Consider the following 26,456-nt stretch of genomic DNA (forward strand, 5'->3'; position numbering starts at 1 on the left):
GCCGTATGCACATAGCCATGATGCGGCAGGTATGACTGGTCAGTCTGCTGCATCCAGAGCGTGACGGGCTGCGCGATCAGTTGCTTGAGTTCGATCTGGCTCGCGGTCGAAACGGTATCCACCTTGAAACCGTAATTACGGCCGATGCGCGAATGCCCCACAACACGCAACGGCAGCAATACGTCCTTGCCCAAAGGCGTATCCAGCTTCAGCATGCGATCGTTCTGGACCACGCCTCGGCTGATACTTCGAATCAGATCGTGGAGGTTCATGAGATGTGCTCCTGTCCGGTCTTCTTCGACAGGACTGTCAGCTATGTTTGTCGCGAGCTGACGATCCTCGGTGGAAGTGCCTTGGAGCCGATATCAGAAAGATCCGAAAAAATGTGCAATCGATGCGCGTGGCATAGGCTCGCCGCAGATGCAGATATTTCAGCAAGCACTAAGGGAGAAGTCGCGTGTCGCGACATAGAATCAACTCGCTCGCAGAGGAGCGGGTTGTATCGGCGCATGTTGCGGCCGAGTAGATAAAGCCAGGACTGCCTCTAACGCCCAGACATCTCGCGCAGCGCCAGCACCACCTCATCCGGCACCTCAACGCTATCGCGCGCAATCCGCTCCGCACGCTGCGCAAGCGATCGTTCGAAAGGCATCCGCACCGGCTCGCCATTTTCAACCGGACGCGTCGAGCGAATCGCATCGGCATACTCATCGACGTTCTTCTTGTAGTCATCGAGCGAGCCCAGCAGATCCGGCCGCACCGCAAGTGCGACAAAGCCGAACTCACGCAACTCGCCCGGCATCATCGCCGAGCCGGCCAGCATGCCCAGCAGATGCACGACCACCGCGAGTCCGCTGCCCTTATGCCCGCCCCAAGGCGCGAAAGCACCGCCGAGTGCGGCCACGGGATCCTGCGTCGGCTGTCCGTCGCGATCGAACGCAACGCCGGGTGGCAGCGTGTCGCCGATGCGCTGCGCCAGCTTCACCTGCGCATGAATGATCGACGACGTGCCGATGTCCCAGATCACCGGTTGCCGGTTCGATGGAAAGCCGAAGCAGATAGGATTGGTGCCGAAGCGGCCCTCGGTGCCGCCGTGCGGCGCGACCCACGGAGACGCGTTCGACGCGAGCATCACAACCAGGTCTTGCGCAACCGCCATTTCCGCGTAGTACGACAGCATGCCCGTGTACCACGTATCGCTCGCGCCGACGATTGCAATGCCCGCAGATGAAGCCTTGTCGATGGCCAGCCGCGTCGCGCGTTCGGCCACCAGATAGCCGAGCTGATCCGCACCGTCGAGCCGCGCAGACACCGCGGATTCCTTGACGATCGCAATCGGACGCGTCGAGCGCGACGTTGCTGCTAGCCGCTCCGCAATGCTCAGAATGCGCGCGAGCCCGCTATAACCCAGCCCACGCAGTTCGCAATCGATCAGATGCGCGGTGATGATCTGCGTTTCGCCGGCATCGTAGCCAAGCTGCGCAAGCGATGCGTGCGCAAGCTCGCGCACGGCTGCAAGAGTCAGGTTCATCGGGCATTACCGCGGCGCGCCGTCGAGCCGCACGATCCATCCTTCGGTTTCGCGGCTATGCGCGGCATAACGCGTCAGCACCGCAGGGTCGTGCCCCGGCACGACATGCTGCGCGGAGTCGGCCAGTTCATGCACACGTCGATAGCCTTCCAGCATGTCGCCGACGTTGTAGACCGCCGGAAACGGCCGCTTCTGATCCATGTTCGCGTACAGATGCGATGCGTCCGATGCGAGCACGACCCAGCCGCGTTCGGTATGCACACGCACCACCTGCAAGCCGTCCGTGTGGCCGCCGACGCGATGCACGCTCAAACCGGAGGCAAGCTGCGTGTCGCCGTCGTGAAACTCGACACGACCGTCAAACACGCGGCCAACCATCGTCTTCACGTCTTCCGGATCGAACGGATGGCTCAGCACGCCATGACACATGCAACGGCCAGTGCAATACGCCATTTCGCGATCCTGCACGTGATAGCGCGCTTTCGGGAACAGCGAGCGGTTGCCGGCGTGATCGTAGTGCATATGCGTAATGATCACGTCTTCGACGGATTCCGGAGCGATGCCGAGCGCGCCAAGACCTTCTTCGACCTTATGCGTGGTAGTGCGGCCGCGCCGCGCGCCACCTTCGACATCGAAGCCGCTATCCACCAGAAAAGTCCGGCCGGCACCGACGACGGCCCACACGAAATAGTCGAGCGGCATGTTCACGTCGTGAGGATCGCCGCCGAGGAAGTTGTCGCGCGCGGGGCGGTCGTGATGCGCGTATTTGATCGCGTAGATCTTGTAGTTGTCGGGTGCGGATGCCATGGCGGCCGTCTCCTTGTCTCGATATGAGAGCGCTATCATAACTCGCCTCGTGCGTCGCTGTCAGTGCTTCGGACCAGGGGCAAATCCCCAGGTTGCCGGATCACTCCAGTTTGGTTAAGTTAGCGCTATCATAAATGCCATCCAGCATAGCTGTCTCACGCAGCGCATCGGCGAAGGATTCGCGACTCACAAGGGAAAATTGCAATATGAAAGGAAAAAATGCACTGGTCACCGGGTCGTCACACGGTCTTGGCTATGCGATGGCCGATGCGCTTGCGGCTGCGGGTTATCAGGTGGTGCTGCAAGGCATCGAGCCACCCGACGAAGTGGAGCCGGCGCGCGCGGCGTTCGAGCAGAAGCACGGTCGCCGCACCGACTATCTGCAGATCGATCTGGGTGACGCGCGGGCAGTTGAACACCTGATGTTCGAGGCAGTCGAGCGTAGCGGACCGATCGACGTGCTGGTCAACAATGCGGTAGTGCGCCATTTCGCGCCGATCGAAGCGTTTCCGGTCGACAAGTGGGAGCAGGCGCTGGCAGTCAACCTTAGCGCGGCCTTTCACACGATTCGCCTGACCTTGCCGGGCATGCGCGAACGCGGTTGGGGCCGCATCATCAATATGACGTCGGTGTATGGCATGCGCGGTACCGCAAATCGTGTCGATTACGTGACGACCAAAACAGCATTGCTCGGGCTTACGCGCGCGGTCGCCGCGGAGACTCTTGGCGCGGGCATCACATGCAACGCGATCTGCCCAGGCGCTGTGCATACGCCGACCAGCGAACGGCGCATTCAGGCACTAATGGAGGAGGACGACAAGCTCGACCGCGACACCGCAATCGAACGCTTTCTGCACGGCAAGCAACCGACCGGACAGTTCGTCGAAGCGTCGCATGTGGCGGGCGTAGTGATGTTTTTGTGTAGCGATGCAGCGCGCGAGATCACAGGCGCGATGCTGCCGGTAGAAGGCGGCTGGCTGGCAACCTAGCACCGGCCGCGTGCAGTGCGGGCCGCGAATTTGCGCCGCAATGCACCAAACGGAGTGGGCAAACTCTTCTTGACCGATTGTATTACGCGAATATAATCGCTTGGAATGGTAACGCTCACATTGCGAGCGGGTGCAACAGACCCCTCGCAATCCACGACGACAATAAAAGACGTCAACGGAGACAGCAGCCATGCATAACGAAGCAAGTATCGGATACCGACTGGACCGCGTGCCGCTGTCCGGTTATCACTGGCGCTTACTCGGCCTGATCGCGGCCGGCATGTATTTCGACTCGTTCGATATCTACATTGCCGGCACGGTGCTCGCCGCGATGATCCATAGCGGTGAGTCGACGCTCAAGCTCAACGCGCTTTTCGTTTCGGTTACGTTTGTCGGCATGATGACCGGCGCGTGGCTGTCCGGCGTGCTCGGCGACCGGTTCGGCCGGCGCTTCTGCTATCAGTTCAATCTCGGCATCTACGGCTTTGCGTCGATAGCCGCGGCGCTTGCGCCGTCGATGTACTGGCTGATTTTCTTCCGCCTCGTGATGGGTGTGGGCATGGGCGCAGAAATCGTGGTCGGCTACGGCACGCTGAGCGAGTTCATTCCTGCCACGTGGCGCGGCCGCTTCGGCACGGTGCTGAATCTGATCATCAACACCTCGCTGTTTCTGTCGACCTTCCTGGGCTGGCTGATCGTGCCGCACTACGGCTGGCGCTGGATGTTCGCGATCGCGGGCTGCGGCGCGCTGGTGGTCTGGTTCCTGCGCAAATCGATGCCGGAATCGCCACGCTGGCTGGTGTCGCGCGGCAAGCCGGAGGAAGCAAATCGCATCGTGTCGAACATCGAAGCGGCCTGCAAGGTCGATTCGGCGAGCGCGATCGCCGCAGCGGCGCAACAGTCGCAGCGTGGCTTCGATGGCGCGACGCAAGGGCGGCTTGCCGATCTGTTCTCGCGCAGGCTGCTGATGCGCACGATCACCGCCATCACGGTGCTGGTGGCGCTGTTCGTCGTGAACTTTGCGTTTGTCAGCTGGATTCCGACCTTTCTGGTCAAGCAAGGGCACAGCATCTCGAACTCGCTCGGTTTGACCGCAGTGATGTTTGCCGGCGGCCCGGTCGGTTCGCTGATTGCATTCACGCTGGCTGAGCGAATTGGCCGCAAGTGGGGCATCGTGCTGTTTTCGCTGATCTGCGCGGCGTTCGGCACGGCCTATCCGTTTGCACAATCGGAAGTTGCGATCACCGCGCTCGGCTTTGCGATTACCGCCTGTATTTACGTGCTGTCGTCGTTCAGCGTGGCGAGCTATGTGCCCGAGCTGTTTCCAACCGAACTGCGGCTGCGCGGTTCGGGTGTCGCGAATACGGTTGGGCGCGCTGTCAGCATCGGCGTGCCTTATGCGGTTGCCGCCGCGTTCACCGGCTTCGGTATCGCAGGCGTATTGACGCTGATCGTCGGCACGCTGCTCGTGCAGGCGTTGATCGTCGGTGTGCTCGGTACGGAAACGAGGCGTCGTTCGCTGGAGTCGATCGCAGCCGAAGTGGCCGAGCCGGCCGATGCGGATGCGTTGGCGCATACCGGTACGCGTAACCCGGCGAGCGCTGCGCGCTCCTGAAACGCCATACAAGCAGCAAACACGAGGATTTCACCGTACATGTCAGCGCAATCAGCGAGTGTTTCACCCGCCAGCACGAACCGCAGCGACGGAAAGGCCACGCAGCGCCTCGCACAATGGACCGCGCAGTGCACATGGAAGGACGTGCCCACCGCGGTGCGCCATGAAGCGAAGCGCGCGCTCGTCAACTACGCGGCGGTGGCGCTCGCCGGTTGCGCGGACCCGACTGTCGACAAGGCGGTGCGCACGTACTGCCGTTTCAGCGCGGACCAACGGGCAGGCCTCATCGGCCGCGGCGAGCGTACCGACATGCTGAACGCGGCCGCGCTCAATGCAATGAGCGCGAACGTGTTCGATTTCGACGACACGCACATTCCGACCATCATCCATCCGACTGCGCCAGTTGCTGCCGCGTTGTTCGCATTGGCGCAAACCCAGCCAATAACAGGCGAGGCGTTCCTGCTTGCGTTCATCGTCGGCGTCGAAGTGGAATGCCGTGTCGGCAACGCGGTATCGCCCGAACACTATCAGCGCGGCTGGCACATCACGTCGACGTGCGGCGTGTTCGGCGCAGCCGCAGCCGTGGCTTGCGCGCTGCGGCTGAACGCGCAGCAAACGGGCTGGGCGCTCGGCAATGCATCGGTGCAAACGGGCGGCCTCGTGGAAACGCTCGGCACGATGTCGAAGAGCATTAGCGTCGGCAACGCGGCGCGCAACGGGCTGCTGGCCGCGTTGCTGGCCGCCGACGATTTCTCCGGCCCCGATGCGCCACTCGAAGGCGCGCGCGGCTTCCTGCGCGTTACCGCAGCACAACCGGACGTCGCGGCGCTCACGCGCGCGCTCGGTCAGGAATGGGCGCTGCTATCGAACACTTACAAGCCGTATCCGTGCGGCGTCGTGCTGAACCCCGTCATCGACGCATGCCTAGACTTGCGACGCGATGCGCAGTGGACGCTCGACGACATCGAGCGTGTCGACCTGACCGGGCACCCGCTGCTGCGCGAGCGCACCGACCGTCCCGACGTGCGCAGCGGCCGCGAGTCGCAGGTCAGTGCGCAGCACGCGGTGGCCGTCACGCTTGCGACCGGTAAGGCCGGCCTCGCGCAATTCAGCGACAGCGCGGTCGCCGATGAACGGCTGCGCGCATTCGGCACGCGGCTGCGTTTTATCGACGACGCATCGATGCAGGTCGAAGCGGCACACGTCACGGTCGTGCTGCGCTCGGGCGCAACGGCCGAGCGGCGGATTCACGCGGCGCGCGGCAGTCTCGCCGCGCCGCTCGCGGATGTGGAACTCGCCACCAAGCTGCGCGAACTTGCTGCGTACGGCGGCTCTGGCGTGGCCACGCAACCGCTGATCGACGCGTTATGGCGCTTCGATAGCGCCGCGGATGCCGGCTCGTTCATGCGTCTCGCGTGTGCAGATGCTACCGCTTGAATACCCATGGCGCAGCGTGCATTGAACAGATCTCCAACGGATGAGGACAGTCATGTCTAGCAGTGATTCGGGCAACAACAACAGCATTGGTTTTGTCGGCGTAGGCGTGATGGGCCGGCCGATGGCACGGCGTCTGATCGAAGCGGGCCACCAGCTTGTGGTGTTCGACCGCGACGAGCGCGCGATGGCCGAACTCGCCGCACTCGGTGCGCGCGCAACAAAATCGGTGCGCGAAGTAGCCGACAGCGCGCGCATCGTATTCACCAGCTTGCCTACGCCGGCGATCTTCAAAGACGTCGCGCTAGGCGCCGGCGGCCTGATCGAAGGCAGCGCGGTGAAGATTCTGGTCGACCTGTCGACGGTCGGCTCGCGCATCGAAAAAGAAGTCGCAGACGGCCTGCTCGCAAAGGGCATCGATACCGTCGACGCACCGGTTAGCGGCGGCGCCGCAGGTGCGACCAAGGGCACGCTCGCGATCATGGCCGCGGGCAAGCCGGAGGTGCTCGAGCAGGTGCGCGGCCTGTTCGAGGTGCTAGGCAAGGTCTTCGTGGTCGGCGCGCAGCCGGGCCAGGGGCAGTTGCTGAAGCTGCTGAACAACATGCTGTCGTCCACTGCTTTCGCGATCACGTCGGAGGCCTTCGTAGCCGGCATGCGCGGCGGCCTCGACCCGGAAGTGATGATGTCGGTGATCAACGCCGGCAGCGGCAAGAACGGCGCGACGATGGACAAATTCCCGAAGCACGTGTTGCCGCGCAGCTTCGATTTCGGCTTTCCGGTGGGCAGCGTGTGCAAGGACATCGGGCTTGCGGTCGACGAATGCCAGGCGCTCGGCGTGCCGATGTGGGTCGGCAGCGTCGCGCGCCAGATGTGGAATTACGCCGCGATGCAGGACGGCGCGCAGCGCGATATGACGGAACTGGTGCGCTACGTCGAACGCTGGTCGTCGCGCGACGGGCTGCCGGACTGAACCGCAACGGCTTCGCTTTATCGCTTCACTTCCCCGTTTCACGTCACCCCATAAAAAGCAGCACACACAACAGGCGGCCTTCGATGCCGCCCTTCACACACACAAGGAGTCATCGATGATCGTTGAAATGCGTATCTATCACTGCGCGCCGACGCGCCTGCCTGCACTGCTCGACCGTTTCACCACGACGACGCTCGGCTACTTCGAGAAATACGGCATCCAGCAGATTGGTTTCTGGACCACGTTGATCGGCCCGAGCAATCACGCGCTGACGTACATGATCAAGTGGGAAAGCCTCGCCGAGCGCGAGCAGAAATGGAATGCGTTCCAGGCCGACGCCGGCTGGATCGCGAAACGCGCCGCGACTGAAGCGGACCAGCCGATCGTCGAGCGCATTGAAAACCACTTCCTGACGCCGACCGCTTTCTCGGCACTGCGCTAGGAGGCCGGTGCATATGACACAAGCGAAACGGATCGGCTTTATCGGCCTCGGCATGATGGGCACGCCGATGGTGCAGTGCCTGTGCCGGGCGGGCTTCGAGTTGTATGTCGACGATGCGGATGCGGCGCGTGCCGACGCGCTTGCCGCGCAGACCGGCGCGCAGCGTCTCACCGCTGACCACGCGGGCTCGCTCGACGCACTGATCACGATGCTGCCGAACTCGGCCATCGTCGAAGCGGTGCTGCTCGGAGAAGGGCCGGGCGCAGGCTGGGCGTCGCGGCTTGCGAAAGGCGCAGCAGTGATCGATATGAGCTCGTCGGAGCCGGAGCGCTCGCGCGAACTCGGCAAGACGCTGCACGCGCGTGGTCTTGCCTATCTCGATGCGCCGGTTTCCGGCGGCGTGAAGCGCGCCAAAGAGGGCACGCTGGCGATTCTGGTGGGCGGCGACGCGGACGTGATGGCGCGCTTCAAGCGTCTGCTCGATGCAATGGGCACCAGCGTGCTGCATATCGGCGCGGCCGGCAGCGGGCATGCTTCGAAGGCGCTGAATAACTACGTGTCGGCGGCGGGCCTCGCCGCCACCGTCGAAGCGTTGCAGATTGCTACGCGCTTCGGCATCGATCCGGCCGTGATGACCGACGTGCTGAATGCTTCGTCAGGTCGTAGCAATACGTCGGAGAACAAGGTCAAGCAGTTCATGTTGAGCGGCACGTTCGGCTCCGGCTTTGCGCTGCAGTTGATGAACAAGGACCTGAAGATCGCGCATGCGCTGGCGGAGGCGGTCGACCATCCGATGAGCTTCGGGCACACCTGCATCGAGGTGTGGAACGAAGCCGCGCAGCACTCGACGCCTGCGACCGATCATACCGAGCTGTATCGCCTGCTGCCTGGAGCCGAGCAATGAACGCTGATGCTGCTGCATTTGCGCTGCCGCAAACGGCGCGCTTCTATATCGATGGGCAATGGGTCGAACCGGCCGCCGCGCAGTGGTTCGAACTGGTCGATCCCGCAACTGAAACGCCATACGGCAAGCTCGCACTCGGTAATGCGCAGGACGTGGACCGCGCGGTTGCCGCAGCACGCCGCGCGTTTCCGACATGGTCGGCGACGAGCGTCGCCGAACGCGTCGCGCTGCTCAAGCGCATCGTCGCGATCTACGAGCGTCGCTATGACGAATTTGCGGAAGCGATGCGCCGCGAAATGGGCTCGCCGATCACGGTTGCGCGCAATGCCCAGGCAGTGCGCGGGCCGGCGCATCTGAATGCGCTGATCGACGTGCTCGTGCGCTTCGAGTTCGAAGAGCAGCGTGGTTCGACGCGCATCGTGCTCGAACCGATCGGCGTATGCGGGCTGATCACGCCGTGGAACTGGCCGATCAACCAGATCGTCGTGAAGATCGCGCCTGCGCTGGCGGCCGGCTGCACGATGGTGCTGAAGCCGAGCGAATACTCGCCATTGAGCGCGTTGCTGTTTGCCGAAGTGCTGCACGAGGCCGGCGTGCCGACGGGCGTGTTCAATCTGGTCAATGGCGATGGGCCCGGTGTCGGCGATGCAATTGCGCGTCACGCGCAGATCGACATGGTGTCGTTCACCGGCTCGACGCGCGCGGGTGTGCTGGTGGCGCAGGCGGCGGCAGCGACCGTCAAGCGCGTCGCGCAGGAACTGGGCGGCAAGTCGGCCAATATCCTGCTCGACGATGTCGATCTCGAGCAGGCAGTGACGCGCGGCGTGGCCGCGTGCTTCACGAACTCGGGCCAGTCGTGCTCGATTCCGACGCGCATGCTGTTGCCGCGCCATTTGATGAACGACGCCGTACAGATTGCAAAGCGTGCGGCCGGCGCCTATCGCGTCGGCCCGACCGACGACCCGGCAACCCAGCTCGGGCCGCTCGTCAACGCGAATCAGTTCAAGCGGGTGCAGGCGCTGATCCAGCAGGGCATCGACGAAGGCGCGCGGCTCGTGATCGGCGGCACCGGACGGCCGGACGGCATCGACAACGGTTACTACGCACGCCCGACGGTATTCGCCGACGTCACGCCGCAAATGACGATCGCACGCGAGGAAATCTTCGGCCCGGTGCTGTCGATGATGCCGTACGACACGGTGGAGCAGGCAATCGAAATCGCCAACGATACGGACTACGGTCTGGCCGCTTACGTGCAATCCGCGGACATCACGCGAGCACGCAAAGTAGGCCGCGCGCTGCGTGCGGGCGGCGTGCACCTGAACTATCCATCTGCCGATTTCAACGCGCCGTTCGGCGGCTACAAGCGCTCGGGCAATGGCCGCGAATGGGGCGAAGCGGGCCTGCGCGAGTATCTGGAAACCAAATCGATGGTGGGCTACGGCGCGGCCTGACGGCGCTGCGGCACGTTAAGACCGCGCACCGCGACACCAATGAACTTCAACACGAATCGCAAAGGAACAACATGGAAATGAACGACCGCTTCAACAAAGGCTTTGAGAACCGCAAGGAAGTGCTGGGCGCACCGCACGTCGAAAAGTCGTGGGCCAACGCCGACGAGTTCAACCGTCCGATGCAGCAGTTCGTCACCGAAAGCTGCTGGGGCGATATCTGGGGCGACCCGGCGCTGCCGTTTCGCACGCGCAGCATCCTGAACATCGGCATGCTGACGGCGATGAGCCAGCACCACGAACTCGGCGTGCACGTACGTGGCGCGCTGCGCAACGGCGTATCCAAAGACGAGATCCGCGCCGTGCTGATGCAGGCCGCGATTTACTGCGGCATGCCGGCGGGCCTCGCGGCGTTCCGTGTCGCGACCGAAGCGATCAAGGCTTACGAGGCGGAGACCGCGAAAGCTTGACCCGCGTCTAACCGGCGCGCCCGCAGCAGGCACCCCGGCCCCGCGGATCACACGAGCCAAAGCACGAGCCAAAGAGGGGAACCGCACCGCCTCGAGCGGTGCGTATAACGAACGGAGACAGACACATGAAAGCGTTGACCGCAAACGAAGCGGCCCAGACGGATATAGAACAGTCGATCGAAACGAAACGGCGCAACGCAATCAAAGGCGCGTTCTTTTCGGAGTTTATCGACATGTTCGACATTTACCTGCCGGTGGTGGTGATGTCGCCTGTGCTCGGTTATTTCCAGCCGCCGCATCTGTCGACCGGTATGGAGACGATTCTGGCGTCGCTGGTGTTTATCACCACGCTGCTCGGGCGGCCGATCGGCGCGTTGCTGTTCGGCATGGTCGCCGATCGCATCGGGCGTCGCATGGCGTCGATCTGGTCGGTGTCGGGCTTCGGCGTCGTGACCTTGCTGATCGCGCTGCTGCCGGGTTATGAAACGCTCGGCATCGTGTCGTACTGGCTGCTCGTGTTGCTGCGCTTTGTCGACGGCATCTTTCTCGGCGGTGGCTACACCGGCGCGATGCCGCTCGCCATCGAGTATTCGAAGAAGGCGCAGCGCGGCTTTGTCGGCGGTTTCATCATCGCGGGTTTTCCGGCCGCGTACGTGACGATCAATCTGGTCGCGATGGCGATGTTCGCGTTGTTTCCGCTGAACGGCATGCATTCGCCGTACGCGCAGTGGGGCTGGCGCATTCCGTTCGTGCTCGGTGCGGCGCTCGCCGGCCTGCTGACGATGTACTACGTGCGCAAGGTCGCGGAATCGGAGATCTGGAAAAGCGAAGCGGCCGACAAACCGGCCGTGGCGGAGAAGCTGCCGCTTACCGACTTGCTGCGCGGCAAGAGCGGCCGCAACCTGCTGCAGGTGCTGGTGATGATGACGGGCTTCTGGCTCACGCAGAACATCATCACGATCTTTCTGCCGACCGGGCTGCTGGTGAAGACGCTGCATCTGACCGGCTTCCAGATGACCGCCACGCTGATGATCACGTATTTCGTGCTGTTTTTCAGCTATATCGGCGCGGGGCTGCTTGCGCAGCGCATTGGCCGGCGCACGTTCTTCGTCATTGTCGGGCCGCTGATCGCGACCGTCGGCGCGTGGCTGCTGTATGTGCTTGCAACCGGGCAGGGCCTTTCGTTTGCGACGATCATTTTTGTCACGTGTGTGCTCGCGGTGCTGGTCACGTCGCCGTGGGGCGTGATCGTTACGTATATCAACGAGCGTTTTGTGACCGATGTGCGTGCAACCGGTTTCGGCGTGGGCTTCAGTCTGTCGGTGATCATCCCTTCGTTTTACGCGTTCTATATGAACTGGCTTGGCGCATTGATGCCGCTGCATCTGACTCCAGTGCTGCTGCTTAGCGTGGGCGGCCTGATTGGTGCGATCGGCGCGCTGCTCGGCCCGGAAACCAGGAACGTCGATTTCTAGTCTGCAATCAGAGGAAATTCATGAACCAGCAACGGATCGGTTTTATCGGTCTCGGCAATATGGGTGGACGCATGACGCGCCGCCTCGTCGACGCGGGCATCGCGGTGCTCGGCTACGACACCGCGCGCGAACGCGTCGAAGCCGCGGGTGCGCAAGCAGCGGGCGCGCTGCGCGAGGTGGTGGAGTATGCGGACGTCGTGATGATGTCGCTGCCCGACAGCCATGTGGTCGAGGCGGTGGTTGAAGGCGAAGGCGGCGTGCTCGCGCATTGTCGCTCCGGGCAGATCGTCGTCGATCTGAGCACGGCGGCGGCCAGTTCGACGATTCGCCTCGCGCAGCGCTTTGCCGAGCGTGGCGTACGTTATGTCGATGCGGGTATTTCGGGCGGCGCGGCCGCGGCCGAAAAAGGCACGCTGACGCTGATGGTGGGCGGCGATGCGCACGCGGTGGCGCAACTGGACTGGGCCTTCAAGCCGTTCAGCGCGAAGGTCGCGCACATGGGCAACAGCGGCGCGGGCCACACCACCAAACTGCTCAACAACTTCCTGAACGCCGTGAGCCTTGCCGCGAGCGCCGAAGTGATGGTGGCGGGCAAGAAAGCCGGCCTCGACCTGCATCTGCTGCTCGAAGTATTGAACAGCAGCAGCGGCGTGAACTTCGCGACGCTGAACCGCTTTCCGAAGATCGTCGACGGCGACTATCTGGAAGGCGGCCTCACCGGCAAGCTGATGACCAAGGACGTCGTGCTGTACATGGACCGTGCGCGCGAACTCGGCGTGCTGTCGCTGAATGCGGCGGGGCCGCTGGCGAGCTTCGGTCTCGGCACGGCGCTCGGTTATGGCGATGTGATCAGTAATCGTGTCGTCGATGCGATCGGCGACGTGTCGGGCGGCGTGCGGCTGTTCGACGGACAACCCAAGGAGAAACACGCATGAAGGTTTTTCACGGCAGAGCGGCAGGCGCGGAGTCCGAGCGTCGCGGCGATACGTTCACGGGCACGGTGTACGCGGACCCGGTGATGCCTACCACCAACGGCGTCACGATCAACACGGTGTTCTTCGCGCCGGGCGGACGCACGTACTGGCACGCGCACGAGCAAGGCCAGGTGCTGACGGTGACGGCCGGCCAAGGCTGGATCTGCAAGGACGGTGAAGCGCCGCAGCCGATCCGGCAAGGCGACATCGTGTTTATCGGGCCGAACGAGCGTCATTGGCACGGCGCGAGCGATAGCAGCTACCTGGTGCATATCGCGACGTCGATCGGCAAGAACACGTGGCAGGAAGAGGTGGCGGACGGCGATTATCCGCAAGGCTTCGCGCGCTAGTCTCGGCTCGGTCTACACACTTCGTAACGTTTTTGCGCTTTTTGCGTGTGTCGCATGTTCGGCGCGGCGCTCGGCATCCGCCGGCCGCGTCGGCCGACCAAACCTGATGGAATGCTCATATGTCTGAATCGAGCCCGCTTCACGACCCGTCGCGTTTGCGCGACGAACTCGTCAGTCTGCATGGCAACGCGAGCCCTGAATGGGATAGCCTCGTGCGTCTCGCACCCGGCTTCGTCGATGCCTATCTGAAATTCGCAGGCGTGCCGCGACGCCGCAACCATCTCGACGACAAGACGCGTGCCTTTATCGCGCTGGCCGCCGATGCCTGTGCGACGCAGTTGTACGCGCCCGGCGTCGCGCGGCATATCGAGCGCGCACTGACGTTCGGTGCCACGCGCGAAGAACTGGTCGAAGTGCTCGAGCTAATCAGTACAATCGGCATCCACACCAGCAACGTCGGCGTGCCGGTGTTGCTCGAAGTTCTGCAGGAAGAAGGCTTGCGCAACGGGCCCGCGCCGCTCGACGAACGCCGCGCGGCGTTGAAGCATGCGTTCGAGAAAAACCGCGGCTACTGGCATCCGAGCTGGGAGGGACTGCTCGAACTCGATCCCGACCTGTTCGAGGCGTATGTCGAATTTTCTTCGGTGCCGTGGCGCAGCGGCGTGCTGAGCCCGAAGCTGAAGGAATTCATGTATTGCGCGTTCGATGCATCGGCCACGCACCTGTATGTGCCCGGCCTCAAGCTGCATATGCGCAATGCGCTGCGCTACGGCGCCACCGCGGAGGAATTGATGGAACTGCTTGAAATCGTCAGCGTGACCGGTATTCACGGCGCGGAGCTCGGTGCGCCGCTGCTCGAAGCTGCGTTGGCGCGCGCGGGAATCGGCGAGGAGAATCAGCATGCGTAATGCCGCACAGTTGTCTTTTCTGTCTTACGAGGCGGCGTATATGCCTGACGATGCGTGGCAGCCGATGTATTCCCGGCCGCCTGCGCAGTTCGTGCAACGCGTTGCGGCGCGTGCGGGCGGCGCACAAGGCGTGCGGACCAGTTCGGTGTATCGCGCGCTGCAAAGACCGCCGCTGTCCGGTCTCGCATCGAATGGCAACGACCACGCGCACGTGCGTGCGGTCGCGATACTCGGCTACAACTAGCCCGGAGCCGCGCAGATGCCCACTCGATCCGCCACGCTCGTCGTGCTGCGCCATGGCCAGTCGGTGTGGAATCGCGCGAACCGTTTCACCGGCTGGAGCGATGTCGGCTTGTCGGAGCAAGGCGCGGCGGACGCGCAGCAGGTCGGCGAGCAACTGCGTGCGGCCGGTTTCGTTTTCGATCTGGCGGTGACGTCGGCGTTGTCGCGCGCCACCGGCACGCTCGCGCATCTGTTGCAGGCGCACGGTGCGGCGGCGCCGCGCATCGTGCGTTCGTGGCGGCTGAACGACCGTCACTACGGTGCGCTGACCGGTATGGACAAGGCGGAAGCTGCGCAGTCGTATGGGGCAGAGCGATTGCGCATGTGGCGGCGCGGCTTCGATCTCGCACCGCCGCCGCTCGACGCAGCCGCACACGATGCGCTGGTGCGCGCGCTCAACGACGACGACATGCCGCGTGCGGCCTCGCTGCCGCGTTCGGAAAGCCTGCGCGATACGCTACGGCGCGTGCTGCCGCTATGGGACGACTGCGTGGCGCCGGCGCTCGCGCGCGGGCAAACGGTGTTGATGGTGGGTCACGGCAATTCGCTGCGCGCGCTTTTCAAACAACTCGACCGGATCGGCGACGACGCGATCGCATCGCTCGAAGTCGCGCATGCGCAGCCGTTGGTGCTGAGCTTCGATGCGACGCTCGCAATCACCGCACGTGCGCCGCTCGATGCGCTGCCGGTATTGCGTTGAAGCGGGTGCCGCGCATAGTGGCAACAACGGATCAATGCGATCTTCAGAATCAGAAGGGAGGAAATCTTGTCTGACGGGGATACGGTCATGTCGGCGGATCTGGGTCTCGTGAGGCCCGAGACGCTGCGTCATCAGGTGGAGAACGTGCTGCGGCAGGCGATCGTCAGCGGCCGCTATGCGCCCGGCGCGCGCCTGATCGAGCGTGAATTGTGCGAGACGCTCGGCGTGAGCCGCACGTCGGTGCGCGAGGCGCTGCGCAGGCTCGAGGCCGAGAAACTGGTGCGCAACGTGCCGCACAAGGGCCCGGTGGTCGCGGTGATGTCGAAAGCCGAGGCGCGCGAGCTGTACGCGTTGCGTGGCCTGCTTGAAGGTTTTGCTGCACACGAATTTGCGCGGCTGGCGAGCGACGCCGCGCTGGCCAGCTTTAGCGCGGCCGCGCTCGAGTTGCGCGATGCCGCGCTGGCGCGACGCCAGGACGGCGTGCTCGGCGCGAAGGCTGCGCTCTACGACGTGCTGCTCGACAATTGCGGCAATGCGCTGGTCAAGGAGGTTTTGCATAGCCTGTATTCGCGCATCAACCTGCTGCGCACGACCTCGCTGATGCACCCGGCGCGTCTCGAACACAGCCTGAGCGAGATCGGCGAACTCGATCGGGCGCTGCAAAGGCGCGACGCGCAGGACGCGCAGCGCATCGCGCAACTGCACGTGGCGAATGCCGAGCAGGCGGCGATGCGGATGCTGGACGACGAGGAAAACGCCGCGGGTTGAGCGAAAGCGACTGTCGTATTGGCGTGAGCTCGCGTGACGCGCAGCGACGGCCTGCGATATCCGGTGCGATGCCGTCCTGCAGGCCGCAGCGGCGGTGTACGCGAGCTAGTGCGCAAGGCCATTCGTCTTCGCATACTCGACCAGATCGACCAGGTTGCGCAAGTCCAGCTTGTGCAGCAGCCGGGTCTTGTACGTGCTGACGGTTTTCGGGCTGATGTCGAGCTTCGCCGCAATCTCGACATTGCCGATGCCGCGCACCAGCAGCCGCAGCACCGACATCTCGCGCTCCGACAGCGTCACGCCGCGTTTTTTCTCGGTCTCCGACGCGAAGCACGTATAGCCAGCCAGCACCAGCCGCGCGCTCGCCACCAGTTCGGTCGGCTCGCGCACCTTGCTGACGAAGCCGTGTGCACCCGCGTGGCGCGCATGCGCCGCATGCACGCGTTCGTCCACCGACGAGAACACCAGCACGCGCAGGTCCGGACGGGCCGCGCACAACGACGGAATCAGCTCGATGCCGTCGAGATCCGGCAGCCGTAAATCGACGATCGCCAGTTGCGGCTCGAGCGTGTTGATCAGCTGCAATGCGTCGGCGGCGGTGCCCGCTTCGCCGATGACGTCGAACTCGCCGGTTTCGTCGAATATCTGTCGCAGTGCACGGCGCATGGCGGGATGATCGTCGATAACCATAATGCTGAAGCGCGGCGTTTGCATGATTGATTTATCAGTTTCAGAACTCTTGTGTAGGAAAATTCATACGCCTAATACCGATTTATCGTGTCGTATGATAAGGAATCCGCATAGTGTGATTTTGCTAGAATCCTACCTGATTTTTGCAAGGCCGCCGGCCCGATTGAATCGGGCTTTTTATCGCACTGTGCAGCGCCGTCGTAAATTGAGGGCTGTTAATGAAAAGAATCGTCATTGTCGATGATCATCCGATGGTGCGCGGCACCGTGGCCAATGTAATGCGTGCGGACGCCGAATGGCAGGTGGTCGGCGAATGCAGCGATGGCGAAGACGGCCTGAAAACCATACTGGGGGAAAATCCCGACCTTGCCATTCTCGATCTCGATTTGCCGAAACTCGATGGCCTTTCGTTGATACGCCGGATTCGCGCACAAAATGAAACAATTCGTTTGCTGGTTTTATCGGCGAAACCCGAACATCTGATGGCCGGACATACGCGGCTGGCCGGCGCAAATGGTTATGTGAGTAAAGTGCGCGAAATCGGCGAATTGTTTACCGCCGCGCGAACCGTGTTGCTCGGCTACGACTGCTTTCCCGCGGAAGCGGCGACGGCGGCGAAGGATGGCGGGCTCGATTGCCTGTCGCCGCGGGAAGTGGAAGTGTTGCAGTACCTTGCGCGCGGCGTCAGCAACAAGGACATCGCCAGCCGCCTGCAACTGAGCGACAAGACGGTGAGCACCTACAAGAGCCGGTTGCGCGACAAGCTTGGCTTGACGTCGCTGGCGGGCATCATCGAATTCGCCGCGCTGCATAAGCTGATCGACTGAGCGCCACGGAGCACGAGGACGATGAGTCTGAACCATGTGAGCGCGCGCCGGCCGCGGCGCGTGCGCCACGGGGGCGCGGTCGCGCCGTATCCGGAGGTGCTGGGCTACGCGGTTGCGCTGGCGCTGCTGTGCGCGTTTGCGCTGCTTGGCGCGCCTGCTTTGGGGGCCGCGTTGGGCGCGGCGCTGGCGGCGGCCTGCGAGTGGCTGCGCGCGAGCGCGGGGCGGGCACAGACGCTCGCGCGGCTGCGTGATTGCGAAGACGAGGCGGCGCGTCTGCGGGCAGAGGCGCATCGGAACGAAGCGCGCGTGCAAGCTGAATTCGCGCTGGCGCGGCGGCAAGGCGCCGACGACGTCGCGCGTGAAGCGCAGCGCTCCACACAGCGCGCGCGGAGCCGGTTCGGTGAACCGGCTCGTGCGCTGGTCGAACTGCTCGATGAAGCGGCGCGGTCTGTCGAGGGCGGGGTGGCTTCGGTCGCAGCAAACCATGCGGCGCCTGCGGGGCTCGTGCATGCGGCGCTTGCCACGCTCGTACAAACCGCTGACGATGCGCTCGACCCTTCGCCGGTCGACGCCCGTCCGGTTGTGCTGGACGAAGTGCCGGTTGACCTGCGCGATGTGATCGACAGCGCGGTGGTGCTGCTTGCGCCGCGTGCGGTTGCGCAGGGGCTGCGCCTGCGGGTGCGCGTCGATCGATCGGTTGCTGCGCAGGTGCTGGCCGACCGCGTGCGGGTAGGGCAGATCGTGTTCGATCTGCTCGACTATGCGATTGCCGCGACGCCCACCGGACAGGTCACGTTGACTGCGCGCGCGGAGACGCTTAATTCAGCATCGCAGCGTATTTCGATCGGCGTGTCGGGTACGCGTGAGCGAGTGGGTGGGGCGAGCGAAGCAGCGGCGGGCGCGATGGGACATTCCACCACGAATTTTGCGGCGCGGGCGCTTGCGGAAAGCACCACCGCAACCAACGAGCCGGACCTCACGCTAGTGAGCGGAGCGCATGAAGCAGGGGTGGGCGTGGTGGCGAACCCGACGGCACATGCCGGGGCCCATGCCGTCGCCCCGGCATGTGCGGAAAGCACCACCGCAACCAGCGAGCCGGATCTCACGCTATGCCGGCTGCTGGCGCGAGCGATGGGCGGAGCGTTGACGGTCGGCGACACGGGGGTGTTCGGTGTCTGCGCGGCGTTTACTGCGCCGTTCACGGTCGAGCATCTTTCGCCGCGTGTGCCCGCTCAGCGCGAGCGGCGTCACGCCGTCGTCGAACTGGCCGATCCCGATGAACGGCAGGCGCTCGTCGATTTGCTCGACAGGCTGGGCGTGTCGGTCTCATCGAGCGATTTGCCGGCGCCACCGTACGGCCACGTGCGGTTTACCGACCGGCCCCCTGCGGCTGCGCCGCATGCCGGGCCGACGCGCGCGGCGCAAGTCGTCGCGGTGCGCGACGCGTTCATCGCAGGCGGCGTGCGCGTGGTGGGAGGGCTGATCGAGTTGTCGATCAATCCATTGTTGTGGAGCGCACTGCAGCGCGTATGTAGGCCGGCTTCGGGTACAGGCGGGAAGGTGGCAGCGCCTGCGATGGTTGCAGCCGCGACACGCGGCGATGCAGACGCTGACACCGACGCCAACCACGAGCAACGCACCGTGCTGGTAGTCGACGACAACGAAATCAATCGCCGGGTCGTGCTGCGGCAGCTCGAGGTGCTCGGCCATGCGGGCGTTGCCGCACCAAACGTCGACGACGCACTGGCTGCACTAAGCCGGCAGTGCTTCGACCTGGTGATCACCGATCTGCACATGCCGGGGCTCTCTGGCATCGAACTCGCGCAACGTATGCGCGCTACGCCGCATCAAACGCCGGTCGTGTTGATGACCGGCCAGACCGATATCGGCGACACCGACGCGATGCCGCGCGGCTTGTTCGATGCGCTGCTACCGAAGCCCGCGAACCTCGACGCGCTGCAGGCCTGCATCGACTCGCTGTTTGCCGCGCGGCGCAGCGGCGCCGACGCCAGGCAAGCCAATGCCGTGCACGTCGAACTCATCGAGCGCTCGCATCTCGACGCGTTATCCGCGCGCGGCATCGACGTCGACGATATGCTGCGGAGCTGGCAGCGCACGATGCACGAGGATCTCGCACTGCTTGACGAGCGCATCGAGCACGGCGACACCGCCGGCGTGCGTGCGACGCTGCATCGGCTGAGCGGTGCGGTAGGGCTGGTCGGCGCGAAGGACCTGATGGCGGCTTTGCGCGACGCAAGCGCGATGCAGCGCGCACCCGACACGCATTTGCTCGATGAACTGGCGACTCGCACGCGCAGCTTGATCGCACAACTCGACGCGACCGCCGAATCCACAGCCTGAGCTTGCCGCCAGCGCAACCGTTTCAGCCGCAACACCAACAGACGAAAAAAAAGCCCAGCAGAGCTGGGCTTCCAAAGTTACTGCGCCCACGAGGAGCGCAGCACCTGCAAAAACACGCTTACGCTGCGAGCAGCGAGCGCAGCACGAACGGCAGGATCCCGCCGTGCTTGTAGTAGTCGACTTCGATCGGCGTATCGACACGCAGCAGCACCTGCACGCGCTTCGTTTCGCCGTTCTTGCGATGGATCACCAGCGTGACGTCTTGTTGCGGCTTGAAGTCGTCGGTCAGGCCTTCGACGTCATAGGTTTCATCGCCGGTGATACCGAGCGACTGGATGCTGTCCGCGCCCTTGAACTGCAGCGGCAGCACGCCCATGCCGACCAGGTTCGAACGGTGGATCCGCTCGAAGCTGCGTGCGACCACAACCTTCACGCCCAGCAGTTGCGTGCCCTTGGCAGCCCAGTCACGCGACGAGCCCGTGCCGTACTCTTCACCGGCAAACACGAAGGTCGGCGTGCCTTCGGCGATGTACTTCATCGCGGCGTCGTAGATGAACATCTGTTCGCCGCTCGGCTGGAAAATCGTCAGGCCGCCTTCAACGCGCGAGCCGTCCGCCTTCAGCGGGATCATGAAGTTCTTCACGCGCACGTTCGCGAAGGTGCCGCGCATCATCACGTCGTGGTTGCCGCGGCGCGAGCCGTAGCTGTTGAAATCGGCCTTCTGCACGCCGTTTTCCTTCAGCCACTTGCCAGCCGGCGAATCTTCCTTGATCGAGCCTGCCGGGCTGATGTGGTCGGTCGTCACGGAGTCGCCGAACACGCCGAGTGCACGGCCGCCCGTGACTGCTGCCACCGTCGACGACGGCTCCATCGCGAAGTCCTTGCCGAAGAACGGCGGCTCAGCGATGTAGGTCGACTTCGGCCAGTCGTAGATCTGACCTTCGGCGCCTTCGATCTTGCTCCACAGGTCGCCCTTCTTGGTCAGCTGCGAGTAGTTCGAGCGGAATGCGTCGGCATCCAGTGCGAACTTCAGCAGTGCATTGACTTCGTCGCTGGTCGGCCAGATGTCGCCGAGATAGATGTCCTTGCCGCCCTTGCCCTGGCCGACCGGCTCGGTCATCAGGTCGCGCGTGATGTTGCCGGCGATCGCGTAAGCCACCACCAGCGGCGGCGATGCGAGGAAGTTCGCGCGCAGGTTCGGGTGAATCCGCGCTTCGAAGTTACGGTTGCCCGACAGCACCGCAGCCGCGACGATGTCGTTCTTCGTGATCGCTTCGTTCAGTTCCGGCGTCAGGTCGCCGGCATTGCCGATACAGGTCGTGCAGCCGTATGCGGCGAGCGTGAAGCCGAGCTTGTCGAGGTACGGCAGGAGGCCCGTCTTCGTCAGGTACTCGGTGACCATGCGCGAGCCCGGGGCAAGCGACGTCTTGATGTGCGGCGCCACCGTCAGGCCGGCTTCCACCGCCTTCTTCGCCAAGAGGCCTGCGGCCAGCAGCACGCTCGGGTTCGACGTGTTGGTGCACGACGTGATCGCGGCGATCAGGATGTCGCCGTTGTGAACCTTTACACCATTGGTGGTCGTGTATTCGGCGTCCAGATCGGCGGCCTTCTTCGCAAAGCCGTTTTCACCGACCGGCTTCGAGAACAGGTCGCGGAAGGTCGACTGCACGTTGCCGATTTCGATACGGTCTTGCGGACGCTTCGGGCCAGCCAGCGACGGCGTCACCGAGCCGAGGTCGAGCTTGAGCGTGGTCGTGTAGTCGATTTCGTCTGCGTCCGCCACGCCGAACAGCTCTTGCGCCTTGAAGTAGTTTTCGAAGGCCGAGATTTCCGCGTCGGTGCGGCCCGTGCCCTTGAAGAAATCGATGGTCTTTTCGTCGACCGGGAAGAAGCCCATCGTCGCGCCGTATTCCGGCGCCATGTTGCCGATCGTCGCGCGATCGGGCACCGACAGCGAGCGCGTGCCTTCGCCGAAGAACTCGACGAACTTGCCCACCACCTTCGCCTTGCGCAGCAGTTCGGTGATCGTCAGCACCAGATCGGTGGCGGTCACGCCTTCGCGCAGCTTGCCCGTCAGTTGCACGCCGACCACGTCCGGCGTCAGGAAGTACACCGGCTGGCCGAGCATGCCGGCTTCCGCTTCGATGCCGCCCACGCCCCAGCCGACCACGCCGATGCCGTTGATCATGGTGGTGTGGCTGTCGGTGCCGACCAGCGAATCCGGGTAGTACACGGTGTCGCCGTTATCCGACTTCTTGTGCACGCCGCGTGCAAGGTACTCGAGGTTCACCTGGTGCACGATGCCGACGCCCGGCGGCACGACCTTGAACGTGTCGAATGCCTGCATGCCCCACTTCATGAACTGGTAGCGCTCGTTGTTGCGCTGGAATTCCAGTTTCATGTTCAGGTCGAGCGCATTCTTTTCACGGAAGTGGTCGATCTGCACCGAGTGGTCGACCACCAGATCGACCGGCACCAGCGGCTCGATCATCTTCGGGTTCTTGCCGGCCTTCTCGGCGACGCCGCGCATCGCGGCGATGTCGGCGAGCAGCGGCACGCCGGTAAAGTCCTGCAGCACCACACGCGACACGACGAACGGGATCTCGTCGACGCGGGCAGCAGTCGGCTTCCAGTTGATCAGCTGTTCGATGTGTTCGTCGGTGATCTTCTTGCCGTCGTAGTTACGCAGCACCGATTCCAGCACGATACGGATCGAGACCGGCAGTCGCGAGATCTTGACGTTGAGTGCCTTGCCAAGCTGCGGCAGCGAGTAGTACTTGGCTTTGCCGGAACCGCTGTCGAATTCCTTGAGCGTTTTGTGGAGGTTGTGGGCCATGGTATTTTCCTGGGGTTTTCGAGGAAATGACGTTGCTACGTTTCTGAACTGAACTAAATGACGTACAGATCGACGTATTCATTCACCGGCATCGCTTCTAGCTTTGCCTGATCCAGCGACACATCGAGAATCGCTTGTTGTTGTTTCACCGGGAAGCGGCGCGCGAGGTTGGTCTTGAACTTCGCGACCAGGAGCGGGATGCCGTCGGTGCGGCGGCGCTTGTGGCCGATCGGGTATTCGACGACCACTTCGTCGAACTTCGTGCCGTCGGTGAATTCCACCGTCAGCGCGTTGGCGATCGAACGCTGCTCCGGGTTGTGATAATCCTTCGTGAACTGCGGGTCTTCGACGCATTCCATCTTCGCGCGCAGGGCGTCGATGCGCGGGTCTTGGGCGATTGCGTCTTCGTAATCCGCTGCGGTCAGGCGGCCGTGAATCAGCGGTACTGCGATCATGTACTGGATGCAGTGGTCGCGGTCGGCCGGGTTGTTCAGCGGACCCTTCTTGTCGATGATGCGGATCGCCGCTTCGTGCGTGCGGATCGTGATCTTCGCGATTTCTTCGACGCGCTTGCCCTTGGCTGCGAGTTGCTCGTGCAGCGTCATGGCCGCTTCCACTGCGGTCTGCGAGTGGAACTCGGCCGGGAACGAGATCTTGAACAGCACGTTTTCCATCACGTACGAGCCGTACGGGCGCTGGAACTTGAACTCGTTGCCTTTGAAGAGGACGTCATAGAAGCCCCACGTCTTCGCGGTTAGCACCGACGGATAGCCCATTTCGCCGGTCTTCGCGATCAGCGCGAGACGCACTGCGCGCGAGGTCGCATCGCCTGCGGCCCACGATTTGCGCGAGCCGGTGTTCGGCGCATGGCGATAGGTGCGCAGCGAGTGTCCATCGACAAACGCGAGCGACACCGCGTTGATCAATTCATCACGCGTGAGCCCGATCAGCTGACCGACCACCGCGGTCGACGCGAGCTTGACCAGCAGCACATGGTCGAGGCCCACCTTGTTGAACGAGTTTTCCAGCGCGATACAGCCTTGAATTTCGTGCGCCTTGATCATGCCGATCAGGACGTCTTTCATCGTCAGCGGCTTTTTGCCGGTGGCGATGGCGTTGCGCGACAGCCAGTCGGCGGTGGCCAGAATGCCGCCGAGGTTATCCGACGGATGGCCCCATTCGGCAGCGAGCCACGTGTCGTTGAAATCGAGCCAGCGGATCATCGTGCCGATGTTGAACGCGGCCTGAATCGGATCCAGCTGGAATTGCGTGCCCGGCACCTTCGCGCCGTTAGGTACGATCGTGCCCGGCACGATCGGCCCCATCAGCTTGGTGCAGGCGGGGTAGGTCAGGGCCTCGAGCCCGCAGCCGAGCGTGTCGATCAGGCAATTGCGGGCCGTCTCCAGCGCGAGCGCGCTGTCGATTTTGTAGTTCAGCACGTAATCGACGATATCGACGAGAACTTTGTCCGGATCGGGGCGGACGTTGGAGATCGGTGCGGACATCGAGGCTTCCTAAGGTAGAGCGGTAGAGCGGATTACTGGGTCTTGTCGATCGCGTTCGATTGCGTCGGAGCCGGCGCGCCTTGAATCATCGCGGCGGTCTTGCACTCGTCGGCCAGACGCGAGCTGTCCTTGTCCGAGAACAGCATCGCCTTGGTCGGGATCACGACCAGATCCATACCGCTGGCGGCGTCGTGGAAACGGTCCGCACCGGTCGTGGTGGGCTGGCGCGGCAGGTTGTAGTTCTTGTTGGCCCAGTGAACCGTGACGATCTGGTCACGCTTCATGTCGCCTTTCATTTCGAACGACAGGCCTTCGTTGCAGGACCACTTTTCCGCGCCTTCCGGTACCGGATCGGTCTTCGCTTCCTTGGCCGGGTTTTCCTTGCGCTTGAACAGGCGCTTCGGTTGCGGGCGCTTGGCCTTCGTGGTGGCCTTGGCAGCGGGCTTGGTGGCGGCGGGCGCCGCCGTTTGTGCGGACGCGGTCTCCGCGGTGACCAGCAGCGTCGAAGACAGTGCGCCGACAACGGCAGCGATCAGCAGCTTTTTCATAGGATGGAACCTTTCAATCTAATTTCGATTAATCGTGCGCGGCCAGCCTGTGCTGGACCGCCGGGGTGACTGCACGCGCCCCGAGTGCGCACAGCGGACGCTATTTTCGCCTATTTAGCGCCACGAACTTCAAATTCTCAGGACCGGTGTAATTCGCACTCGGCCGGATGATCTTGTTATCGATGCGTTGTTCGATGATGTGGGCGCTCCAGCCGGCCGTTCGCGAGATCACGAACAGCGGGGTAAACATCGCTGTTGGGACGCCGAGCATGTGGTACGACACCGCGCTGAACCAGTCGAGATTGGGGAACATCTTCTTCGCGTCCCACATCACCGTTTCGAGACGCTCGGCGATGTCGAACAGCTTCGTGTTGCCCGCTTCCTTCGACAGTTTCTTTGCGACTTCCTTGATCACCTTGTTGCGCGGGTCCGAGATCGTGTACACCGGGTGACCGAAACCGATCACCACTTCCTTGCTTTCGACGCGCTTGCGGATGTCGGCTTCGGCTTCGTCTGGAGTCTGGTAGCGGGTCTGGATCTCGAAGGCGGCTTCGTTGGCGCCGCCGTGCTTCGGGCCGCGCAACGCGCCGATTGCGCCGGTGATCGCCGAGTAGATGTCCGAGCCCGTGCCTGCGATCACGCGGCCGGCGAACGTCGATGCGTTGAATTCGTGTTCCGCGTACAGGTTCAGCGACACATGCATCGCGTCGATCCACGGCTTCGACGGTGCAGTGCCGTGCAGCAGATGCAGGAAGTGGGCGCCGATCGAATCGTCGTCGGTTTCGACCTCGATGCGCTTGCCGTTGTGCGAGTAGTGGTACCAGTACAGCAGCATCGAGCCGAGCGAGGCCATCAGGCGGTCGGCGATGTCGCGGGCGCCGGCTACGCTGTGGTCTTCCCGTTCGGGCAGCACGGTGCCGAGCGCCGATACGCCGGTGCGCATCACGTCCATCGGGTGCGCTGCAGCGGGGATCCATTCGAGCACGGCCTTCACGTTCGCGGGCAGGCCGCGCAGCGCCTTCAGCTTCGCTTTATACGCAGTGAGCTCGGCGACGTTCGGCAGCTTGCCGTGCACCAGCAGATACGCGATTTCCTCGAACTCGCAGGTGCTTGCGATATCGAGAATGTCGTAGCCGCGGTAATGCAGGTCGTTGCCGGTACGGCCCACCGTGCACAGCGCGGTGTTGCCCGCCGTCACGCCTGACAGCGCGACAGATTTCTTCGGCTTGAACCCGACACCGCCCGGTTGTGCGGCGGATTGCGAAGCAGGCGTTTGCGTCGTCGTGTCGCTCATCTCCAGCGCTCTCCTGGTTGTCTCGTCACTTGTTCTGGTTGAACAGATCGTCGAGCTTTTGCTCGTACGCGTAGTAACCGATGCTTTCGTACAGCTCTGCACGTGTCTGCATCGTGTCGACCACGGCCTGCTGCGTACCGTCGCGGCGGATCGTGCGGTACACGTTTTCCGCGGCCTTGTTCATCGCGCGGAACGCGGACAGCGGGTACAGCACCAGCGAGACATCGGCGCTCGCCAGTTCATCGACGGTGAACAGCGGCGTCGAGCCGAATTCGGTGATGTTCGCGAGCACCGGCACCTTCACGGCGTCGACGAACTGGCGGTA

Annotated in this window: 25 protein-coding genes and 1 pseudogene; 17 read left to right on the forward strand and 9 right to left on the reverse strand. The window is 63.4% G+C overall.

Annotation, left to right across the window (positions count from 1 at the left end):
• The 3 genes from ACYVNQ_RS31760 to ACYVNQ_RS31770 form a co-directional block, all read right to left on the reverse strand.
• A partial coding sequence (locus ACYVNQ_RS31760) for a contractile injection system protein, VgrG/Pvc8 family (protein WP_460908529.1) occupies positions 1-272 on the reverse strand: 272 nt, incomplete at its 3' end.
• A gap of 272 nt (positions 273-544) precedes the next feature.
• Positions 545-1,531: an Ldh family oxidoreductase gene (locus tag ACYVNQ_RS31765; protein WP_460908531.1), complete on the reverse strand. Its 987-nt coding sequence runs from the start codon at positions 1,529-1,531 to the stop codon at positions 545-547.
• Between the two features lie 6 nt (positions 1,532-1,537).
• Positions 1,538-2,338 carry an N-acyl homoserine lactonase family protein gene (locus ACYVNQ_RS31770; RefSeq protein WP_460908533.1) on the reverse strand — a complete coding sequence of 267 codons (801 nt, stop codon included), beginning with the start codon at positions 2,336-2,338 and terminating at the stop codon, positions 1,538-1,540.
• A 206-nt stretch (positions 2,339-2,544) separates the two neighbouring features.
• Here ACYVNQ_RS31770 and ACYVNQ_RS31775 point away from each other — a divergent pair, with 206 nt between their 5' ends.
• The 15 genes from ACYVNQ_RS31775 (at position 2,545) to ACYVNQ_RS31845 (ending at position 16,070) form a co-directional block, all read left to right on the forward strand.
• Positions 2,545-3,327: an SDR family oxidoreductase gene (locus ACYVNQ_RS31775; RefSeq protein ID WP_460908535.1), complete on the forward strand. Its 783-nt coding sequence runs from the start codon at positions 2,545-2,547 to the stop codon at positions 3,325-3,327.
• A 190-nt stretch (positions 3,328-3,517) separates the two neighbouring features.
• Positions 3,518-4,942, forward strand: coding sequence for an MFS transporter (locus ACYVNQ_RS31780; protein ID WP_460908537.1), 1,425 nt, complete (start codon positions 3,518-3,520; stop codon positions 4,940-4,942).
• Between the two features lie 39 nt (positions 4,943-4,981).
• Positions 4,982-6,379 carry an MmgE/PrpD family protein gene (locus ACYVNQ_RS31785; RefSeq protein ID WP_460908539.1) on the forward strand — a complete coding sequence of 466 codons (1,398 nt, stop codon included), beginning with the start codon at positions 4,982-4,984 and terminating at the stop codon, positions 6,377-6,379.
• A 52-nt stretch (positions 6,380-6,431) separates the two neighbouring features.
• Entirely contained in the window at positions 6,432-7,346 is a 915-nt protein-coding gene (locus ACYVNQ_RS31790) for an NAD(P)-dependent oxidoreductase (RefSeq protein ID WP_460908542.1), read from the forward strand.
• 115 nt (positions 7,347-7,461) lie between these two features.
• Entirely contained in the window at positions 7,462-7,788 is a 327-nt protein-coding gene (locus ACYVNQ_RS31795) for an NIPSNAP family protein (protein WP_460908543.1), read from the forward strand.
• 13 nt (positions 7,789-7,801) lie between these two features.
• The gene (locus ACYVNQ_RS31800; RefSeq protein WP_460908545.1) at positions 7,802-8,692 is read left to right on the forward strand and encodes an NAD(P)-dependent oxidoreductase; all 891 of its coding nucleotides are present in this window, start codon (positions 7,802-7,804) and stop codon (positions 8,690-8,692) included.
• Positions 8,689-10,146, forward strand: a complete 1,458-nt coding sequence (locus tag ACYVNQ_RS31805) for an aldehyde dehydrogenase family protein (protein ID WP_460908547.1) — start codon at positions 8,689-8,691, stop codon at positions 10,144-10,146. Before ACYVNQ_RS31800 ends, ACYVNQ_RS31805 begins: the two co-directional genes overlap by 4 nt.
• A 71-nt stretch (positions 10,147-10,217) precedes the next feature.
• A complete protein-coding gene (locus ACYVNQ_RS31810; protein ID WP_460908549.1) occupies positions 10,218-10,613 on the forward strand; it encodes a carboxymuconolactone decarboxylase family protein in 396 nt (131 codons plus the stop codon).
• Between the two features lie 125 nt (positions 10,614-10,738).
• Positions 10,739-12,088 (forward strand): MFS transporter, encoded by a 1,350-nt coding sequence (locus ACYVNQ_RS31815; RefSeq protein ID WP_460908551.1) that lies wholly within the window; start codon positions 10,739-10,741, stop codon positions 12,086-12,088.
• 20 nt (positions 12,089-12,108) lie between these two features.
• Positions 12,109-13,023 (forward strand): NAD(P)-dependent oxidoreductase, encoded by a 915-nt coding sequence (locus ACYVNQ_RS31820; protein WP_460908553.1) that lies wholly within the window; start codon positions 12,109-12,111, stop codon positions 13,021-13,023.
• Positions 13,020-13,412 (forward strand): cupin domain-containing protein, encoded by a 393-nt coding sequence (locus tag ACYVNQ_RS31825; RefSeq protein ID WP_460908555.1) that lies wholly within the window; start codon positions 13,020-13,022, stop codon positions 13,410-13,412. Before ACYVNQ_RS31820 ends, ACYVNQ_RS31825 begins: the two co-directional genes overlap by 4 nt.
• A 119-nt stretch (positions 13,413-13,531) precedes the next feature.
• Positions 13,532-14,320, forward strand: a complete 789-nt coding sequence (locus ACYVNQ_RS31830) for a carboxymuconolactone decarboxylase family protein (protein ID WP_460908557.1) — start codon at positions 13,532-13,534, stop codon at positions 14,318-14,320.
• Entirely contained in the window at positions 14,313-14,564 is a 252-nt protein-coding gene (locus ACYVNQ_RS31835; RefSeq protein WP_460908559.1) for a hypothetical protein, read from the forward strand. The genes ACYVNQ_RS31830 and ACYVNQ_RS31835 overlap by 8 nt, the downstream gene beginning before the upstream one ends.
• 15 nt (positions 14,565-14,579) lie before the next feature.
• Complete coding sequence (locus tag ACYVNQ_RS31840) at positions 14,580-15,302, forward strand: 2,3-bisphosphoglycerate-dependent phosphoglycerate mutase (RefSeq protein WP_460908561.1); 723 nt, start codon at positions 14,580-14,582, stop codon at positions 15,300-15,302.
• Positions 15,303-15,389: 87 nt separating this feature from the next.
• The gene (locus ACYVNQ_RS31845) at positions 15,390-16,070 is read left to right on the forward strand and encodes a GntR family transcriptional regulator (protein WP_460908678.1); all 681 of its coding nucleotides are present in this window, start codon (positions 15,390-15,392) and stop codon (positions 16,068-16,070) included.
• A gap of 105 nt (positions 16,071-16,175) precedes the next feature.
• On the opposite strand, the gene ACYVNQ_RS31850 is transcribed toward ACYVNQ_RS31845, so the two are convergent.
• Positions 16,176-16,784, reverse strand: a complete 609-nt coding sequence (locus ACYVNQ_RS31850; protein WP_460908563.1) for a response regulator transcription factor — start codon at positions 16,782-16,784, stop codon at positions 16,176-16,178.
• 194 nt (positions 16,785-16,978) lie between these two features.
• Here ACYVNQ_RS31850 and ACYVNQ_RS31855 point away from each other — a divergent pair, with 194 nt between their 5' ends.
• Positions 16,979-17,587: a response regulator gene (locus ACYVNQ_RS31855; RefSeq protein WP_460908564.1), complete on the forward strand. Its 609-nt coding sequence runs from the start codon at positions 16,979-16,981 to the stop codon at positions 17,585-17,587.
• A 21-nt stretch (positions 17,588-17,608) separates the two neighbouring features.
• Positions 17,609-19,948: a response regulator gene (locus tag ACYVNQ_RS31860; protein WP_460908566.1), complete on the forward strand. Its 2,340-nt coding sequence runs from the start codon at positions 17,609-17,611 to the stop codon at positions 19,946-19,948.
• A 118-nt stretch (positions 19,949-20,066) separates the two neighbouring features.
• Here ACYVNQ_RS31860 and acnA read toward each other — a convergent pair whose 3' ends face one another.
• From acnA to prpB, 5 genes and pseudogenes are all read right to left on the reverse strand, one after another.
• Entirely contained in the window at positions 20,067-22,784 is a 2,718-nt protein-coding gene (gene acnA / locus ACYVNQ_RS31865; RefSeq protein ID WP_460908568.1) for an aconitate hydratase AcnA, read from the reverse strand.
• A 53-nt stretch (positions 22,785-22,837) separates the two neighbouring features.
• Entirely contained in the window at positions 22,838-24,289 is a 1,452-nt protein-coding gene (locus ACYVNQ_RS31870) for a bifunctional 2-methylcitrate dehydratase/aconitate hydratase (RefSeq protein ID WP_460908570.1), read from the reverse strand.
• 32 nt (positions 24,290-24,321) lie between these two features.
• Positions 24,322-24,837: a hypothetical protein gene (locus ACYVNQ_RS31875; protein WP_460908572.1), complete on the reverse strand. Its 516-nt coding sequence runs from the start codon at positions 24,835-24,837 to the stop codon at positions 24,322-24,324.
• 100 nt (positions 24,838-24,937) lie between these two features.
• Positions 24,938-26,131, reverse strand: coding sequence for a bifunctional 2-methylcitrate synthase/citrate synthase (prpC, locus tag ACYVNQ_RS31880; protein WP_460908574.1), 1,194 nt, complete (start codon positions 26,129-26,131; stop codon positions 24,938-24,940).
• A gap of 25 nt (positions 26,132-26,156) precedes the next feature.
• Positions 26,157-26,456, reverse strand: a pseudogene (prpB, locus tag ACYVNQ_RS31885) (methylisocitrate lyase); the annotation flags it as partial.

The organism is Paraburkholderia jirisanensis (genome assembly GCF_054782355.1).

Bases quoted from the DNA above. Each gene is read 5' to 3' on its own strand.
- ACYVNQ_RS31765 (WP_460908531.1), bottom strand. From the start codon at position 1,531: ATGAACCTGACTCTTGCAGCCGTGCGCGAGCTTGCGCACGCATCGCTT.
- ACYVNQ_RS31770 (WP_460908533.1), bottom strand. From the start codon at position 2,338: ATGGCATCCGCACCCGACAACTACAAGATCTACGCGATCAAATACGCG.
- ACYVNQ_RS31775 (WP_460908535.1), top strand. From the start codon at position 2,545: ATGAAAGGAAAAAATGCACTGGTCACCGGGTCGTCACACGGTCTTGGC.
- ACYVNQ_RS31780 (WP_460908537.1), top strand. From the start codon at position 3,518: ATGCATAACGAAGCAAGTATCGGATACCGACTGGACCGCGTGCCGCTG.
- ACYVNQ_RS31785 (WP_460908539.1), top strand. From the start codon at position 4,982: ATGTCAGCGCAATCAGCGAGTGTTTCACCCGCCAGCACGAACCGCAGC.
- ACYVNQ_RS31790 (WP_460908542.1), top strand. From the start codon at position 6,432: ATGTCTAGCAGTGATTCGGGCAACAACAACAGCATTGGTTTTGTCGGC.
- ACYVNQ_RS31795 (WP_460908543.1), top strand. From the start codon at position 7,462: ATGATCGTTGAAATGCGTATCTATCACTGCGCGCCGACGCGCCTGCCT.
- ACYVNQ_RS31800 (WP_460908545.1), top strand. From the start codon at position 7,802: ATGACACAAGCGAAACGGATCGGCTTTATCGGCCTCGGCATGATGGGC.
- ACYVNQ_RS31805 (WP_460908547.1), top strand. From the start codon at position 8,689: ATGAACGCTGATGCTGCTGCATTTGCGCTGCCGCAAACGGCGCGCTTC.
- ACYVNQ_RS31810 (WP_460908549.1), top strand. From the start codon at position 10,218: ATGGAAATGAACGACCGCTTCAACAAAGGCTTTGAGAACCGCAAGGAA.
- ACYVNQ_RS31815 (WP_460908551.1), top strand. From the start codon at position 10,739: ATGAAAGCGTTGACCGCAAACGAAGCGGCCCAGACGGATATAGAACAG.
- ACYVNQ_RS31820 (WP_460908553.1), top strand. From the start codon at position 12,109: ATGAACCAGCAACGGATCGGTTTTATCGGTCTCGGCAATATGGGTGGA.
- ACYVNQ_RS31825 (WP_460908555.1), top strand. From the start codon at position 13,020: ATGAAGGTTTTTCACGGCAGAGCGGCAGGCGCGGAGTCCGAGCGTCGC.
- ACYVNQ_RS31830 (WP_460908557.1), top strand. From the start codon at position 13,532: ATGTCTGAATCGAGCCCGCTTCACGACCCGTCGCGTTTGCGCGACGAA.
- ACYVNQ_RS31835 (WP_460908559.1), top strand. From the start codon at position 14,313: ATGCGTAATGCCGCACAGTTGTCTTTTCTGTCTTACGAGGCGGCGTAT.
- ACYVNQ_RS31840 (WP_460908561.1), top strand. From the start codon at position 14,580: ATGCCCACTCGATCCGCCACGCTCGTCGTGCTGCGCCATGGCCAGTCG.
- ACYVNQ_RS31845 (WP_460908678.1), top strand. From the start codon at position 15,390: ATGTCGGCGGATCTGGGTCTCGTGAGGCCCGAGACGCTGCGTCATCAG.
- ACYVNQ_RS31850 (WP_460908563.1), bottom strand. From the start codon at position 16,784: ATGCAAACGCCGCGCTTCAGCATTATGGTTATCGACGATCATCCCGCC.
- ACYVNQ_RS31855 (WP_460908564.1), top strand. From the start codon at position 16,979: ATGAAAAGAATCGTCATTGTCGATGATCATCCGATGGTGCGCGGCACC.
- ACYVNQ_RS31860 (WP_460908566.1), top strand. From the start codon at position 17,609: ATGAGTCTGAACCATGTGAGCGCGCGCCGGCCGCGGCGCGTGCGCCAC.
- acnA (WP_460908568.1), bottom strand. From the start codon at position 22,784: ATGGCCCACAACCTCCACAAAACGCTCAAGGAATTCGACAGCGGTTCC.
- ACYVNQ_RS31870 (WP_460908570.1), bottom strand. From the start codon at position 24,289: ATGTCCGCACCGATCTCCAACGTCCGCCCCGATCCGGACAAAGTTCTC.
- ACYVNQ_RS31875 (WP_460908572.1), bottom strand. From the start codon at position 24,837: ATGAAAAAGCTGCTGATCGCTGCCGTTGTCGGCGCACTGTCTTCGACG.
- prpC (WP_460908574.1), bottom strand. From the start codon at position 26,131: ATGAGCGACACGACGACGCAAACGCCTGCTTCGCAATCCGCCGCACAA.